The organism is Proteus sp. Marseille-Q3619, from assembly GCF_965283115.1.
In genome coordinates this window covers 3,498,233-3,512,065 of the sequence record NZ_CBDIMP010000001.1, presented here as the reverse complement: position 1 = coordinate 3,512,065, position 13,833 = coordinate 3,498,233, and the positions used below count along the sequence as shown (strand labels likewise).

12 protein-coding genes are annotated in these 13,833 nt (G+C 39.0%); 6 read left to right on the top strand and 6 right to left on the bottom strand.

Translation table 11 applies throughout. The annotated features are described in order from the left end of the window. Window positions 1–14: 14 nt before the first annotated feature. The 3 genes from macB to ACWPWK_RS16125 form a co-directional block, all read right to left on the bottom strand. Window positions 15–1,961, bottom strand: coding sequence for a macrolide ABC transporter ATP-binding protein/permease MacB (gene macB, locus ACWPWK_RS16135; RefSeq protein WP_454209221.1), 1,947 nt, complete (start codon window positions 1,959–1,961; stop codon window positions 15–17). Then, window positions 1,961–3,070, bottom strand: a complete 1,110-nt coding sequence (gene macA, locus ACWPWK_RS16130) for a macrolide transporter subunit MacA (RefSeq protein WP_109373503.1) — start codon at window positions 3,068–3,070, stop codon at window positions 1,961–1,963. The genes macB and macA overlap by 1 nt, the downstream gene beginning before the upstream one ends. 120 nt (window positions 3,071–3,190) lie before the next feature. Next, the gene (locus ACWPWK_RS16125) at window positions 3,191–4,867 is read right to left on the bottom strand and encodes an ATP-dependent nuclease (RefSeq protein WP_109373502.1); all 1,677 of its coding nucleotides are present in this window, start codon (window positions 4,865–4,867) and stop codon (window positions 3,191–3,193) included. Between the two features lie 343 nt (window positions 4,868–5,210). Between ACWPWK_RS16125 and ACWPWK_RS16120 the strand changes: the two genes are divergently transcribed. From ACWPWK_RS16120 to artM, 6 genes are all read left to right on the top strand, one after another. Then, on the top strand, window positions 5,211–6,113 hold the full coding sequence (locus tag ACWPWK_RS16120) for a lysine exporter LysO family protein (protein ID WP_109373501.1): 903 nt from the start codon (window positions 5,211–5,213) through the stop codon (window positions 6,111–6,113). Between the two features lie 52 nt (window positions 6,114–6,165). Continuing rightward, complete coding sequence (locus tag ACWPWK_RS16115) at window positions 6,166–7,623, top strand: DUF2867 domain-containing protein (protein WP_109373500.1); 1,458 nt, start codon at window positions 6,166–6,168, stop codon at window positions 7,621–7,623. A gap of 112 nt (window positions 7,624–7,735) precedes the next feature. Beyond that, the gene (gene artP / locus ACWPWK_RS16110; RefSeq protein ID WP_109373499.1) at window positions 7,736–8,464 is read left to right on the top strand and encodes an arginine ABC transporter ATP-binding protein ArtP; all 729 of its coding nucleotides are present in this window, start codon (window positions 7,736–7,738) and stop codon (window positions 8,462–8,464) included. 14 nt (window positions 8,465–8,478) lie between these two features. Then, window positions 8,479–9,213: an arginine ABC transporter substrate-binding protein gene (gene artJ / locus ACWPWK_RS16105; RefSeq protein ID WP_023581291.1), complete on the top strand. Its 735-nt coding sequence runs from the start codon at window positions 8,479–8,481 to the stop codon at window positions 9,211–9,213. 31 nt (window positions 9,214–9,244) lie between these two features. Beyond that, window positions 9,245–9,949, top strand: coding sequence for an arginine ABC transporter permease ArtQ (artQ, locus tag ACWPWK_RS16100; protein ID WP_109373498.1), 705 nt, complete (start codon window positions 9,245–9,247; stop codon window positions 9,947–9,949). Further along, on the top strand, window positions 9,949–10,617 hold the full coding sequence (artM, locus tag ACWPWK_RS16095) for an arginine ABC transporter permease ArtM (protein WP_109373497.1): 669 nt from the start codon (window positions 9,949–9,951) through the stop codon (window positions 10,615–10,617). The genes artQ and artM overlap by 1 nt, the downstream gene beginning before the upstream one ends. A 118-nt stretch (window positions 10,618–10,735) precedes the next feature. Here the strand turns inward: artM and ACWPWK_RS16090 are convergent, their stop codons facing one another. The 3 genes from ACWPWK_RS16090 to ACWPWK_RS16080 form a co-directional block, all read right to left on the bottom strand. Next, window positions 10,736–11,935: a multidrug effflux MFS transporter gene (locus ACWPWK_RS16090; protein WP_109373496.1), complete on the bottom strand. Its 1,200-nt coding sequence runs from the start codon at window positions 11,933–11,935 to the stop codon at window positions 10,736–10,738. A 105-nt stretch (window positions 11,936–12,040) separates the two neighbouring features. Next, window positions 12,041–13,174 carry a 23S rRNA (uracil(747)-C(5))-methyltransferase RlmC gene (rlmC, locus tag ACWPWK_RS16085; RefSeq protein WP_109373495.1) on the bottom strand — a complete coding sequence of 378 codons (1,134 nt, stop codon included), beginning with the start codon at window positions 13,172–13,174 and terminating at the stop codon, window positions 12,041–12,043. A 30-nt stretch (window positions 13,175–13,204) separates the two neighbouring features. Further along, entirely contained in the window at window positions 13,205–13,720 is a 516-nt protein-coding gene (locus tag ACWPWK_RS16080) for a type III secretion system chaperone family protein (RefSeq protein WP_109373494.1), read from the bottom strand. Between the last annotated feature and the right edge of the window lie 113 nt (window positions 13,721–13,833).

Sequence of the window (13,833 nt, the reverse complement as noted above, 5' to 3'; positions counted from 1 at the left end):
TCTTATGGCTTGCGTTATTCTCTCGCGAGAGCATCTATTGGATTCATTTTTGCCGCACTTCTTGCAGGTAAAAATCCGAAAATAACTCCAATAGCAGTTGAACAGATAAACGCACTGACTAAGGCAATAGGTTGGAAAACAAAATGCCAATCAGGCAACATCACACTGGCAACCATTGCGATGCCAAATGAAAGACCAATGCCTAATAATCCACCCACTAAACAAACTAAAACCGATTCGATCAGGAATTGTTGCATCACATCACTCGCTCTGGCACCAACCGCCATTCTAATTCCTATTTCTCGTATTCTTTCAGTCACGGAAACCAACATAATATTCATTACACCAATCCCGCCAACCACCAACGAAATAACAGCAACTAATGTCAGAAACAGTTGCATTGTCTGTGTGGTTTTTTCAGCAGCTTTCAACAAGCTGTCGATGTTATAGGTGAAAATATCTTTCTTACCATGTCTAATCGTTAATAAGCGAAGTATTTGCTGCTCTGCCACACTCGCATCATAGCCCTCTTTCGCCCTTACTGTGATGTTATCAAGGTAAGCCCGATTTAAAATTCGGCTATTTAATGTGCTGTAAGGTACCCATACTCGTAATGACTTATTATCACCAAAATTCGATTTTTGTTCAGCAACCACCCCTATAATCGTAGAGGGAATATTACGGATAATAATTTGCTCACCAATCACCTCTTTTTTAGTAGGAAAAAATCGGCGTAATGTATTTTGATCAATCACTACAACTTGAGCTTGCCGTTGGATCATATCAGGTGTAAATGAATGTCCTTGAGCGAATTTCATGGCATAGACAGAAAAATAATCATCACTGACACCCGCAACAGTGGCAGGTGAGTCTTGATTTCCACGACGTAATCGCGTACTAAATTGCACCTGTGGTGTCACCGCTTGTATGTAGGATTGTTGCTTAAGTGCATAGACATCTTGGATAGTTAATGATTGCCTATCTTCAGGCGAATCACTGCCGAAATCTTTCCCAGGATAGATATCAATAGTATTAGAGCCAATAGCTTTTATATCTGCCAGCACCATGCTTTTAGCTGCATCACCAATCACAATAATAGTGACGACAGAGGCTATACCAATAATAATGCCGAGCATCGTTAGCAAAGTGCGTACTTTATTCACAACCATTGCACGCCAAGCCATATCTAGTGCTTGTGTAAAACGCCCAAATATTTGCCCTAAATACGAAGAAGCTAAAACAGCGGTTGTCTCTTTTTTAACTTTATTTGCTGTTATTTGATGGTAATTATCATTAATAATCTTACCATCTTTTATTTCTATAATTCGCTCAGCCTGTGCCGCAATTAAAGGATCATGGGTTACGATAATAACCGTATGCCCTTGTTCATTTAATTGCTTAAGAATAGACATCACCTCTTTACCAGAATGGCTATCCAATGCTCCTGTCGGCTCATCGGCAAGAATGACTTCCCCACCATTCATTAATGCTCTAGCGATACTTACACGTTGTTGCTGACCGCCAGAGAGTTGATTAGGGCGATAATCAACGCGATCACCTAATCCTAAGCGCGTTAATAATTCACGAGCCCTTTCTTTTCTTTGAGAAGCATTTTTATCTGCATAAATTGCAGGAATTTCAACATTCTGTTCTGCACTTAAATGCGACATTAAATGGTAGCGTTGGAAGATAAAACCAAAATGCTCACGGCGTAATGCCGCAAGCTGATCTCCTTCCATTTTCGCAACACTTTGACCTGCAACTTTATATTCACCGCTACTTGGTTTATCTAAGCAGCCTAAAATATTCATTAAAGTCGATTTACCGGAGCCAGAAGCGCCAATAATCGCCACCATTTCTCCTGCATTAATCGTTAATGAGACTTTATTGAGAACAACGGTCTCTTCTTCACCATTAGTATATAAACGGCTAACCTCATTGAGCTCTAATAATGCAGGCATTATGCTTCTCCTGAGGTTTCACCCAGAATAACCTCATCGTTTTCTTTCAATCCGCTGAGAACTTCTGCATAAACATCAGTACGCATTCCTATTTTTACTGTGCGCCTTTCTGGCTGACCATTAACCAATACATCAACATAATATTCATTAATTCCAGCATCATCACCTAATACAGAAAGCGGGACGAGAAGCACATCTTTCTTATTTTCAATAAGAATTTTAACTTGTGCCGTCATTTGTAAACGTAATAAGTGTTGGTCATTAGGCACTTCGAAACGCGCATAGTAAAAAATGGCATCATTAATTTTTTCAGGTGTGGGTAAAATATCTTTTAACTTACCGCTAAAGGCTTTATCTGGCGCACCTAGAACGGTAAAAGAGGCGCTGAGATCAGGTTTTAAATAGATAACATCTGCCTCTGATACTTCTGCTTTTACTAGCATTGTGTCTAAGTCAGCTAAAGTTAAAATAGTCGGCGCTTCTTGCGCTGCAATCACCGTTTGACCTTCAAGGGTTTTAATAAACGTGACAACACCATCCATAGGTGCAGTAATACGCGTATATTGCAGATTTGTTTTTGCTGTATCTAAGGTCGCTTGGTTCTTTTTAATTTGCGCTTCATAAGTGATGATGCGTGCTTTTTTCACTTCAACATCGGTTTTAGTGCGATCAAGCTCTTCTTGTGCAATCACATGGGTAGTAATCAACTTTAATTGTCGTTGATATGTCAATTGTGCCAAGCGCAATTCAGCCTGTGCTTGTTGAAGGTTGGCTTTTAATTCATTGTTTGTTTCTTGAGATTCAATGACGTCATTTTGCGCTTTTTTAGGATCAATAATCGCCAATAAATCACCTTTTTTAACGACATCCCCTTCTTTTACATATAAAGTTTGTAGCTGACCACTAACCTGCGCACCTACATCAACTTTACGCACAGCATCAAGCTTACCTGTTGCGGTCACTTCTTTTGCCAGATCACCGCGTGTAATTGTTTGAGTTTGATAGGTAGGTGTGTTTTCTTTCGGCCAGAAAAAATACATCGCAATTGCCACAATAATCAAAATAAGGGTGATCACTTTCCCTTGCTTTTTTAAAGATAAAAAAGCCATAAAATATCCTTCTAATACAATAAGACTAAATAAAAGCCGTGAGATTGAGTTGCAACTTAATGCCACAACTCAATATTAAGATCAGTAAATACGCAATAATTCACTCATTGGCGAACTTAATTAATTCGCTTTGCCTCGGGCAAGCCATGCAACACGAGAAAACATACTTTTCAGTATTGAAGGGATGGAATCTACTCCACGTTGAGCCGCATTGTTAGCCACCATTAGTGCGAGATCAGGCTTGGATGAACGTTGAATTGCTTTAATGATCACGCGTCGAGTTGGCCATTTTTCATTATCTGGCACACCAGCGACATCATGATATACATTGCGAAAGCCTTCTTTGTATAAAAAGTGTTCCATATCTAACGCAGGAAGCTTCGTTAATCTATCACGCTCTGCATCATTGCTTTTTAACGCAAAATCCTTAACGGTAGCGGCATATTTCTTACCCGCTTCATCACCATCCACTAAGGTATGCCATTCTATCCCCATATAAGTTGCGTACTTTAATAATGGCTTAAGCCCACATTGAGCAAACTCAATGACTTTTATTCCTTCCGCTTCAAAGAAATAATTACATTGCCTTGCCAATTCGTTCATTAACCAAATCTCTGTTTCACCTTCTACCAATAACCAACAACGCGCAAATAATGCAGAGGGTCGGTTATAACGAATATGAAATGAGATACGCCGCTCTTCATCAGAATGTAGTTGCTGACCTCCAACACGGTAAGCAGCAACTTTATCGGTATCACGCACTAAACGGCAAACGCTCTGCAACGGTGCTAGTGAAAGCAGTTCACCTGAGTTTGTGGTTGTGATCCGTTGTAATGAGAAAAGGTTGAGTAATCCCCAAGCCACCGAAAGCATAATAGGATGTAAACGCGTTTCTGGGTTTTCAACAATCACGATAGGTCTTGCATACGGATCCAGCGCAACACTACCACGAGACTGTAAAATAGAAGAAAACATCCCCAAGATAATTAATCGAATACTTCTCTGATTGGGTTTTGCCAACACTTTATTGATATTTTCTAACGCATGCCAGCCGCGTACATGAGGCTCGTTGACTTTGCTATGGCGAGAGCGAGATTTAAACAGCAACGAGCCGTGATCTGCAAAATAGTGCCCTAACAGTTGTTGCATTGCATCAAGACCTTCACGTAAATCCTCATCTGACAACTCGTCAGGATTTTTGACTAACGCTTTGGTTAACTCACTCATTTTATTATTAAACGCTTCTCGATGAGGGCTGTTGTGAGAATCGATAACGTCAGAGGCAAGATCGCGAACAAAACGCGCATCTTGTAAGCGAAGAACAGGATAAAGCCTCACTATCTCTGCAATGATTTCTTGAGTTTGTCCATTAGGTAAGCGAATTTGCTTTCCTTCTTTATCAAGAAAATAGCGGAATGTTTTTACATTCTTTTGCTCATCTAATTCAGCACTAATACGGTAATAAATATGTTTAAGGTCATCACCATTTTCAACCCATACAGGCGCTATTTTATGGAAACGATAAGAACGATGACGTCCAGGGCGAGATTCGGTAAAAGTTAAAATAATTTGTAGGCTTTTTTTGCCGTTTTCTTCAGGTTCATTCGGCAAACGATGGAAATCTTCAGGTGTAAATGCATATTGATAGGTTTCAATACCTAAACTGAGTGTTAATGCATCAAGTAATGAGCTTTTACCCCACGCATTTTCACCCACTAAGACTGTATTCATATCAAGAGGTAATGAGAGACGATTAAGTCCACGGAATCCAACTATTTCCACTCTTTCTAAATACATAAATTCCCTCGCAAGTTATGACTAAGCTCTGGTTTTATTTTATGCTTTCTATCTTAATTTTATGCTTAATCAGCTAATAATTTCACTTAATGGATGTTTTCATTAATATCACAGTTAAAGCGCGCCGTAATAAAATTTACTCAACTATTCGATATATACCCAAATCGTTCGCATTTCAAACAATTAAAGCCTCTTACACCTAAACGTGGTAGGCTCATTACCCTTAATAAATATTTTAGACTTATCTTAATTTCTGTATCCACAACATCATAAGTAAATGTTATAATCCAATTCACGTTATTAGTTTATTTTATAATTTGAGCACACTCAGTAAGGAATAGAAATGCTGTCAGGGTTATTGATTATCCTACTTCCACTTTTTGTAGGGTATTTGATTAAGTTAAACAATCGCCCATTGCTTCATCTAGCAAACCGCCTACTTAGCGCGATGGTTTACGTTATCCTATTTCTAATGGGCGTTAGTTTAGCCATGCTAGATAATATTGGTGAAAACTTAGTCTCCATTCTTGCTTATGCCAGTGTTTTCTTTTTATGTACCTTTGGCGCAAACTTAGTGTTCTTATGGTTACTCGATAAAAAAGATCCTTGGCATGTGCCTGCTCATAAGCAATCCAAGCCTCCATCACGCATCAAAATGGTGCTCGAATCACTGCAACTATGCGGTGTTGTCGTTGTGGGTTTTTTTGTGGGATTAACTGGCTGGTCAATTTTTCATTACGCCTCTCATGCCAGCCAAGGCGCGCTTATCTTCTTACTTTGGTTAGTAGGGTTACAATTGCGTAATAGCGGAATGAGCCCAAAACAAATTTTAATTAACCGTCGAGGCACAACAGTAGCGGTAGTAATGGGCGTTAGCGCCCTTGCAGGTGGAGCTTTAGCCGCTTATTTTCTGGGATTACCTTTGAAAATGGGGTTAGCAATAGCATCTGGTTATGGCTGGTATTCTTTATCAGGCATTGTCTTAACAGATGCATTTGGTCCCGTTATCGGGAGTACCGCTTTCTTTAATGACTTAATGCGAGAATTAGCGGCAATCATGCTTATTCCTATTATTGTTAATCGTTATAGAAATACAGCATTAGGGATTTGTGGTTCAACATCAATGGACTTTACCTTACCTGTTTTACAACGCAGTGGTGGTGTTGCCATCGTTCCCGCAGCTATTGTGCATGGATTCGTGTTAAGTTTAATCACACCAATCTTGATGGCGTTCTTTACTTCATAGAAAAATCAGTAACAATAGAACGATAACGTTCTCTTTTTACAATGGATTAACAATGAATCAACAGCGTGTATTAGTACTTGGTGCCAGTGGACATATTGGTCAAAATCTTATTCCAGCTCTGATAAAACAAGGTCATCAAGTCACGGCAGGTGCCCGTAGAATTGACTGGATGATGTCTCAAGGTTGGGAAAATACACGCTGTATTTTTGTCGATCTCCACAATCCTGAAACACTTAAAAAGGTGATGCAAGATACCGATATTGTCTATTATCTTGTTCATAGTATGGGAGATGCGCATAATCTAGTTGAACTAGAGCGTAAAGCTGCCATAAATGTTGTTGAAGCACTTGAAGGCTCAAACGTTCAACAAATTATCTTTTTAAGTGCCTTACAACATGAAGATCAGCAATATTCACCTCATCTTATTGCACGAAAACTTACAGGTGAAGTTTTAAGAACCAGCACTATCCCTGTAACAGAAATCCGTACCTCAATGATTGTAGGGCCGGGTTCTGCTGCCTTTGAAATTATGCGTGATATGGTTTATAACCTTCCTATTCTTACGCCACCTCGCTGGGTTCGTTCAAAATCCTCCCCTATTGCCTTAAAAAACTTAATTCACTATTTAACGGAAATTATTCATCACCCCACACATCAGCACCGAATTTTTGATGCTGGTGGCCCTGAATACATCAGCTATCAAACCCTTTTTGAGCGCTTCATTAAAATTTCAGGTAAAAAGCGGATGCTAATCCCCATTCCGATGCCAGCTAGTTTAATTTCGGCAGGATTTATCAGTATGATAACGTCTGTGCCCACCTCTATTGCCAAAGAACTGATCCAAGGGCTTAAATATGATCTCCCTGCCAACGATGAGCCATTACGTAAACTTATTCCTCAATCTCTAATTAAATTTGATGATGCGGTAAAAGAAACACTCGCTGATGAAGAAGCCGCTTTAGATAACCAAGATTGGGGTTACTCTTCGGCTGTCCGCAGTCGTTGGAAACCCGGCTATGGTTATTACCCTAAAAATGCAGGCTGCACAGTATCCACACCTGCAAGCGCGGCATCCCTTTGGCATACAGTGCAACAAATTGGCGGAGAACAAGGCTATTTCTATGGTAATGCGCTATGGAAAACACGCGCCATTATGGATGATATCGCTGGAAATAAAGTCACTTATGGGCGCCCATCAAGAGAAACATTAGAGCTTGGCGATATGATTGACGGTTGGCGAGTGATCAAACTTGAACCTGAAAAACAGCTCACACTGTTATTTGGAATGAAAGCACCCGGTTTAGGCAGACTCTCTTTTACGATCCACGACAGTGGTAATCTTCGTTCAATAGATGTTCGTGCTTGGTGGCATCCCGCAGGATTTAGTGGATTACTTTATTGGTTTGCCATGATGCCTGCGCACTTATTTATTTTCAAAGGTATGGCTAAAACAATAAGTACTAACGCTTACAAACTGGATAAAAATTCACCTAATAGTGAAAAAAAATAGCCGAATTACCCATTTTTACGTAAAAAAACCACTTTATTATGCAGTTTTAGTTGCATAATTATTCTTACCGTTTTATTATTTGAACCAGTTAATGACTATTCAGAAAAAACGCATGAGTATTCAATTAAAAAACATAAATTGTTTCTACGGTTCGCACCAAGCACTCTATGATATTAATCTAGAATGCTCTGCTGGTGAAACAATGGTTCTATTAGGACCAAGTGGTGCAGGTAAGAGCTCACTAATGAGAGTTCTTAATTTATTAGAAATGCCACGTTCAGGCGAATTAGAAATTGCGGGTCTACATTTTGACTTTAGCCAACAACCCAACGCAAAGGCAATTCGTTCATTACGCCAAAATGTGGGCATGGTATTTCAACAATACAATTTATGGCCACATTTAACGGTTCTTGATAATTTAATTGAGGCACCTTGCCGTGTATTAGGTTTATCAAAACCACAGGCCAAAGAAAAAGCAATGAAATTACTTGAACGTTTACGTTTAAGTGAATACGCAGAACGCTTCCCACTGCATTTATCAGGGGGACAGCAACAACGTGTTGCTATTGCTAGAGCATTAATGATGGAGCCTCAAGTTCTCTTATTTGATGAACCAACGGCAGCATTAGATCCTGAAATTACCGCTCAAGTTGTTGATATAATTAAAGAGCTTTCTGAAACGGGTATTACACAAGTGATTGTGACCCACGAAGTTGAAATCGCACGCAAAGCCGCGAGCAAAGTTGTATATATGGAAAACGGCCGTATTATAGAGCAAGGTGATAACTATCGTTTCACTGCTCCACAAACGGAAGCTTTTGCTAATTACTTGTCACACTAAATCAGGATCAGACAATGAAAAAAATATTATTTGCAGCACTTCTGACCAGTATTACACTTTCTGCAACTGCGGCTGAGAAAGAGACAATTCGTTTTGCAACGGAAGCAACGTATCCTCCATTTGAAATGATTGATGCGAATAATCAAATTGTGGGATTTGACGTTGATTTAGCGAATGCAATGTGTGCAAAAATTAATGCTGATTGTACCTTTACCAATCAGTCATTTGATAGTTTAATTCCTAGTCTGAAATTCCGTCGTTTTGAAGCATTAATGGCAGGCATTGATATTACGCCAGAGCGTCAAAAACAAGTTGATTTCACTGATTCTTACTATGATAACTCAGCAGTATTTATCACAGTAACAGGTAAAATCTCTGATGTTGCAAGCCTAAAAGGCAAGCAAATTGGTGTGCAGAATGGGACAACCCATCAGAAATTCATCAATGAACAACACAAAGAAATGAAAACGGTTCCTTATGACAGTTACCAAAATGCAGTATTAGATCTGAAAAATGGTCGTATCGAAGCTATCTTTGGTGACACAGCTGTTGTTAATGAATGGCTGAAAAAAAATCCTGAATTAGGTATTGTAGGTGATAAAGTTGCAGATCCTAACTACTTTGGTACTGGTCTTGCGATTGCAGTAAGAAAAGGCAATGCTGATTTACAAGATAAATTAAATAAAGCATTAGCTGAAGTAAAAGCTGATGGCACCTATGATGTCATTTATAAAAAATGGTTTGAATAACGATATTTCAATAACAACAATAGTTTAATAGATGAATGAAATAACAACTCTAGCAGGTGCGGCCATCACAACGGTCTCACTTGCTATTTCTGCTCTTATCATCGGATTAGTTCTTGCCATGCTGTTTACAGCTTGGGAATCCGCGAGATGGAAAGCCTTTGCTTTCTTAGGAACATGCTGGGTAACACTAATTAGAGGACTACCAGAAATGCTGGTGGTTCTTTTTGTCTATTATGGCACCTTACAAGGTGTCATGATGCTAATGGATGGTATTGAATTAGGTGCTTTCACCTTACAAATTGATTTTGGTGATACTGAATCTTTACCTTTCTATTGCGGTGTTATCGCCCTTTCACTTCTTTATGCTTCTTATGCTTCACAAACTTTACGTGGCGCATTAAAAGCCGTACCAACAGGACAATGGGAAGCTGGCCAAGCATTAGGCATGGGTCGTATTACTATTTTCTTCCGCTTTATCATGCCTCAAATGTGGCGTCACGCTTTGCCGGGTTTAGGTAATCAGTGGTTAGTACTCTTGAAAGATACCGCGTTAGTCTCATTAATCAGCGTCAATGATTTAATGCTACAAACACAAAGTATCGCCAATAGAACTCAAGAGCCTTTTACTTGGTATAGCATTGTTGCTCTGATTTATTTAGCAATTACATTAGTCAGTCAATATATCCTGAAATGGCTAGAAATGAGAACGACTCGATTTGAACGGAGTGCCTCATAATGTGGGATTATATTGTTGATATTTTACCGGGATTACCAACAAGCCTTTCATTAACTTTTGTGGCTTTATTGGTAGCATTTACTTTATCGGTATTAATGACCTTTATCTTGGCATTAAAAACTCCCATCATTACCCCGATTGTAAAAGCTTATATTACCTTATTTACTGGTACGCCATTATTGGTGCAGTTCTTCTTAATCTATTATGGTCCTGGGCAATTTCCTGCGTTGAAAAACTTCCCGTTTATTTGGGAGTTATTATCAACACCATGGTTTTGCGCAATGGTCACATTAGCATTAAATAGTGCGGCTTATTCAACCTTACTTTTCTATGGTGCTGTAAGAGCTATTCCATCAGGACAATGGCAATCTTGCCAAGCGCTAGGAATGTCACCAGTACAAACAGCTAGAGTGATATTACCTTACGCATTTAAGCGTGCGCTTTCATCGTATTCAAACGAAGTAGTCTTAATATTCAAAAGTACCTCACTTGCCAGTACTATCACCTTACTTGAGTTAACAGGTTATAGCCGACAAGTCTTTGGTCAAAGTTATGATGTGATGGTTTTTGTTGCCGCAGGTATTATTTATCTGTGTATCAACGGAATACTGACACTTTTAATGAGATTAATTGAGAAAAAAGCCTTAGAGTTTGAACATCGTAATTAAAAACACGTAAGCCGAACTGTCGATATAAAAACCCCCCAGCAATTCTGAACTGCACCCCAAAAGTTGGACACCAACTTTGGGGTGTTTTTTATGTCAGAATAAACAACAAATACTTGTTCTATTCTTGTGTAGTCTGTTTTTCCATTAACGCTTCTTTGTGGCTTACTCGATAAGCATTCAACGCTAATAAACTACCGAGTAACATCACAATAGCTAACGCTAATTTAGGTTGTACTGGTGAAGCCAATGCCGTTAAACCAAAGACTGCACCACCTGCCATTTGAATAAAACCCACTAATGCAGAGGCAATGCCTGCCGTTTTTGAATAAGGCTCAAGCGCATAACTTGTCGCGGGTCCCATAATAAAAGCAAGACCAGCACATGCACTTGCTACAGGAAGCATATAGATCAACCAATGATTTTGCATTTCGGCAGGAATAAACAACAAGCCACCTAATAAGCTCACACAGCCTAATCCCATTAATCCACTCCCTAAGATCAAACAAATAGGTCTGCCGACACGGTGAATAACGCGGTTCGCATAAAAACTGACAAACATGATCCAAAAACCATTTACACCAAAAACAATAGAAAAAATCAATGCTGATAATTTTGCATCTTTCATCAATACAATTGGGGCAAATGACACATAGGTTAATGCCATCCCCATTGTGCCCACATTCACTAAAGCAAAAGTCAAAAAGCGTTTACTGCATAAAATCTCAAGGTATGTTTTACCTAATTTTTGTTTTGATTGAGCAGTATTTTCAGGCTTTGTTTCTGGTAAAAAGCGGGTGATCAAAATCAACACAAACACTGAATAGAAAATTAAGAACCCGAAAGGAGCACGCCATCCCCAATATTCTGCCAATAATCCACCTAATAGTGGTGCCAATGCAGGGATAATATTTAACGTACCATTTAAAAAACCAAAAACGCGGGCGGCTTCATTACCATTAAAACAGTCACGAACACAGGTAAAAGCGACAACAGAAGTACAGCACACAGCTGAAGCTTGTAATAATCGTGAGATAATAAAAAGCGTTGAGTCTGTCGAAATTGTTGCAATAACAGAACCCACAATATAGATAAGTATCCCCGCGATAGCGATAGGTTTACGGCCAAACTTATCCACTAAAGGCCCTGATATAAGTTGCCCTACGCCTAGGACAAAAATAAATAAAGCGATAGTTGATTGAATAAGAGAGACACTACTTCCTAAATCTTGAGCAATCGCAGGTATCGTCGGTAAATAGAGATCGATCCCCAAAGGCCCCAATAACACCATCACTAATAACAACGCTTTTAAGTTCTGCATAAAATAGAATGCCTATCTAATAAAAAAGAAAACGCCCGATGTTATCCATCGAGCGTTAAATGCTTATTTATACTAACACTCAATCACTATTTTGTAATAAATATCTTAGTTGTCTTGTAATACCAATAACGTAAGCACTTCATAGTGAGAAGTATGAGGAAACATATCAAACAATTGCACTCTATCTATCTGATAGTGAGAAAGTTGCTGAATATCTTTTGCCATAGTTTGAGCATTACAACTTGAGTAAAGAATAAAGCGAGGTTTCATTTTATTTAGATAACCGCACAATGCCTCACCAATACCTCTCCTTGGTGGATTCACAAGTACTAATTCAGGTACAGACTCTTTTGCTAATGCATAGCCCGTTGAATCTAACGCTTGGAATTCGACATGTTCTAGCCCTAATTCCTGAGCTGATAAACGCGCACATTCAATAGCTTCTGGACTAATTTCAATACCTATTAATTGGGTTGATTTATCCGCACAATGCAACCCAAAACCCCCAGATCCACAAAACATATCCCACAGATGCGTGATATTTAATTCTCTTACCCAACGCCCAGCAGTAGCATAAAGTGATGAGGCAACTTCTGGATTAGTTTGAAAAAAGCCTCTTGGACGAATATGCAATGGAATTTTGTTAAATGATTCATCCAAGAACGTTTTTTCAGTCAGAATAATTTCTTGCTCGCCTTCCAAAATAGCCATATGGACAGGCTGAATATTCACGGAAATAACCGCTAATTGAGGCAATTGCGCTTGTAACCAAGGAAGTGCTTTGCGAAGTTGTTCTAGTTTTTTTTCTGAGCGCAAAACAAAGCGCAACATCATAGTGCGATTACTTCGACTCTCAGTTAATAAAATAAACTTGAGTTCACCGCGGCGACGTTCGATGTCGTAAGGAACTAATCCTGCTTTTGCAATAAATGTTTTTAAAACAGGAAACACGGAGGCAAAAGAAACTGGGTACAGTGGACATTCGCATAAATCGACAGCAACACCGTCTTTAGTTTTTAAGCCTAAGACGGGTCTTTCGACACTCCCGCTGACGACCATTTTTGCTTTATTACGAAATTGCGCCTGTTGGCTTTCAACTGGCGCTAATTTATCAAAAGCATAATCTTCTGGAAGTAATGCTAATAGGCTGTGCTGTTTTTTCTTGATTTGTTCAGGATAAGCAAGAGAAAGCCACTCACAAGAATGACATTCACCCGCACTAAATCGTGCGCATTGCATAAGATTTTGTGACCGTTATGGAGATTAATATTAATGTACAGTATAGGAGGAGTCAGTTGATGCGCTATTTATCTCAACATCTTCTTCCTCATCTTCTTCGTTTTCACTTTCTTGTTTTTCGCCATACAAGAAACCGTTATTAAAAATTTCGCTGACGACTTCAGCTGATTGCTCTTCTGCTTTTTGTAAGAATAGGTCAAATTGATTAAGTGAGATACCCGCAGCAACCGGGAATGATTGGCAGAAAACTAATTTTGGTAAGTTTTCATCACTAATTTCTAGAAATGTTTTAATAAATAAAGAGCTTGCATTAATTTGGCTTAGATTTGCCATTAAAGGCACTATTGCTGACGGTTTTAGCTCAGCGATAGCGGTAAATACAAGTACATCCTCAAGAATATCAATTTTGGCATCAAAAATACCACTGATATATTGAAGATGCGGTAAATGTAACGCCTGACAAGAGTCACATTCATAATAAGCAATCTGTAGTTCATCAAGCCAAGACTTTAGCTGATCCAGATCGGTAGTCACAACAGCGTTCATTCAAATAACCTTTACGCGCAAAAAAAAGAGTGCCTTTTGGCATTGGCGCTATTTTGCCACTTTTTCTATCTTGAAGGCACTAATAAATAGAAAAACTAAGAAAATTAAGCCAA

Bases quoted from the DNA above. Each gene is read 5' to 3' on its own strand.
- artM (WP_109373497.1), top strand. From the start codon at position 9,949: ATGTGGGATTATATTGTTGATATTTTACCGGGATTACCAACAAGCCTT.
- rlmC (WP_109373495.1), bottom strand. From the start codon at position 13,174: ATGCAATGCGCACGATTTAGTGCGGGTGAATGTCATTCTTGTGAGTGG.
- ACWPWK_RS16080 (WP_109373494.1), bottom strand. From the start codon at position 13,720: ATGAACGCTGTTGTGACTACCGATCTGGATCAGCTAAAGTCTTGGCTT.
- artP (WP_109373499.1), top strand. From the start codon at position 7,736: ATGAGTATTCAATTAAAAAACATAAATTGTTTCTACGGTTCGCACCAA.
- artJ (WP_023581291.1), top strand. From the start codon at position 8,479: ATGAAAAAAATATTATTTGCAGCACTTCTGACCAGTATTACACTTTCT.
- artQ (WP_109373498.1), top strand. From the start codon at position 9,245: ATGAATGAAATAACAACTCTAGCAGGTGCGGCCATCACAACGGTCTCA.
- ACWPWK_RS16115 (WP_109373500.1), top strand. From the start codon at position 6,166: ATGAATCAACAGCGTGTATTAGTACTTGGTGCCAGTGGACATATTGGT.
- ACWPWK_RS16125 (WP_109373502.1), bottom strand. From the start codon at position 4,867: ATGTATTTAGAAAGAGTGGAAATAGTTGGATTCCGTGGACTTAATCGT.
- ACWPWK_RS16120 (WP_109373501.1), top strand. From the start codon at position 5,211: ATGCTGTCAGGGTTATTGATTATCCTACTTCCACTTTTTGTAGGGTAT.
- macB (WP_454209221.1), bottom strand. From the start codon at position 1,961: ATGCCTGCATTATTAGAGCTCAATGAGGTTAGCCGTTTATATACTAAT.
- ACWPWK_RS16090 (WP_109373496.1), bottom strand. From the start codon at position 11,935: ATGCAGAACTTAAAAGCGTTGTTATTAGTGATGGTGTTATTGGGGCCT.
- macA (WP_109373503.1), bottom strand. From the start codon at position 3,070: ATGGCTTTTTTATCTTTAAAAAAGCAAGGGAAAGTGATCACCCTTATT.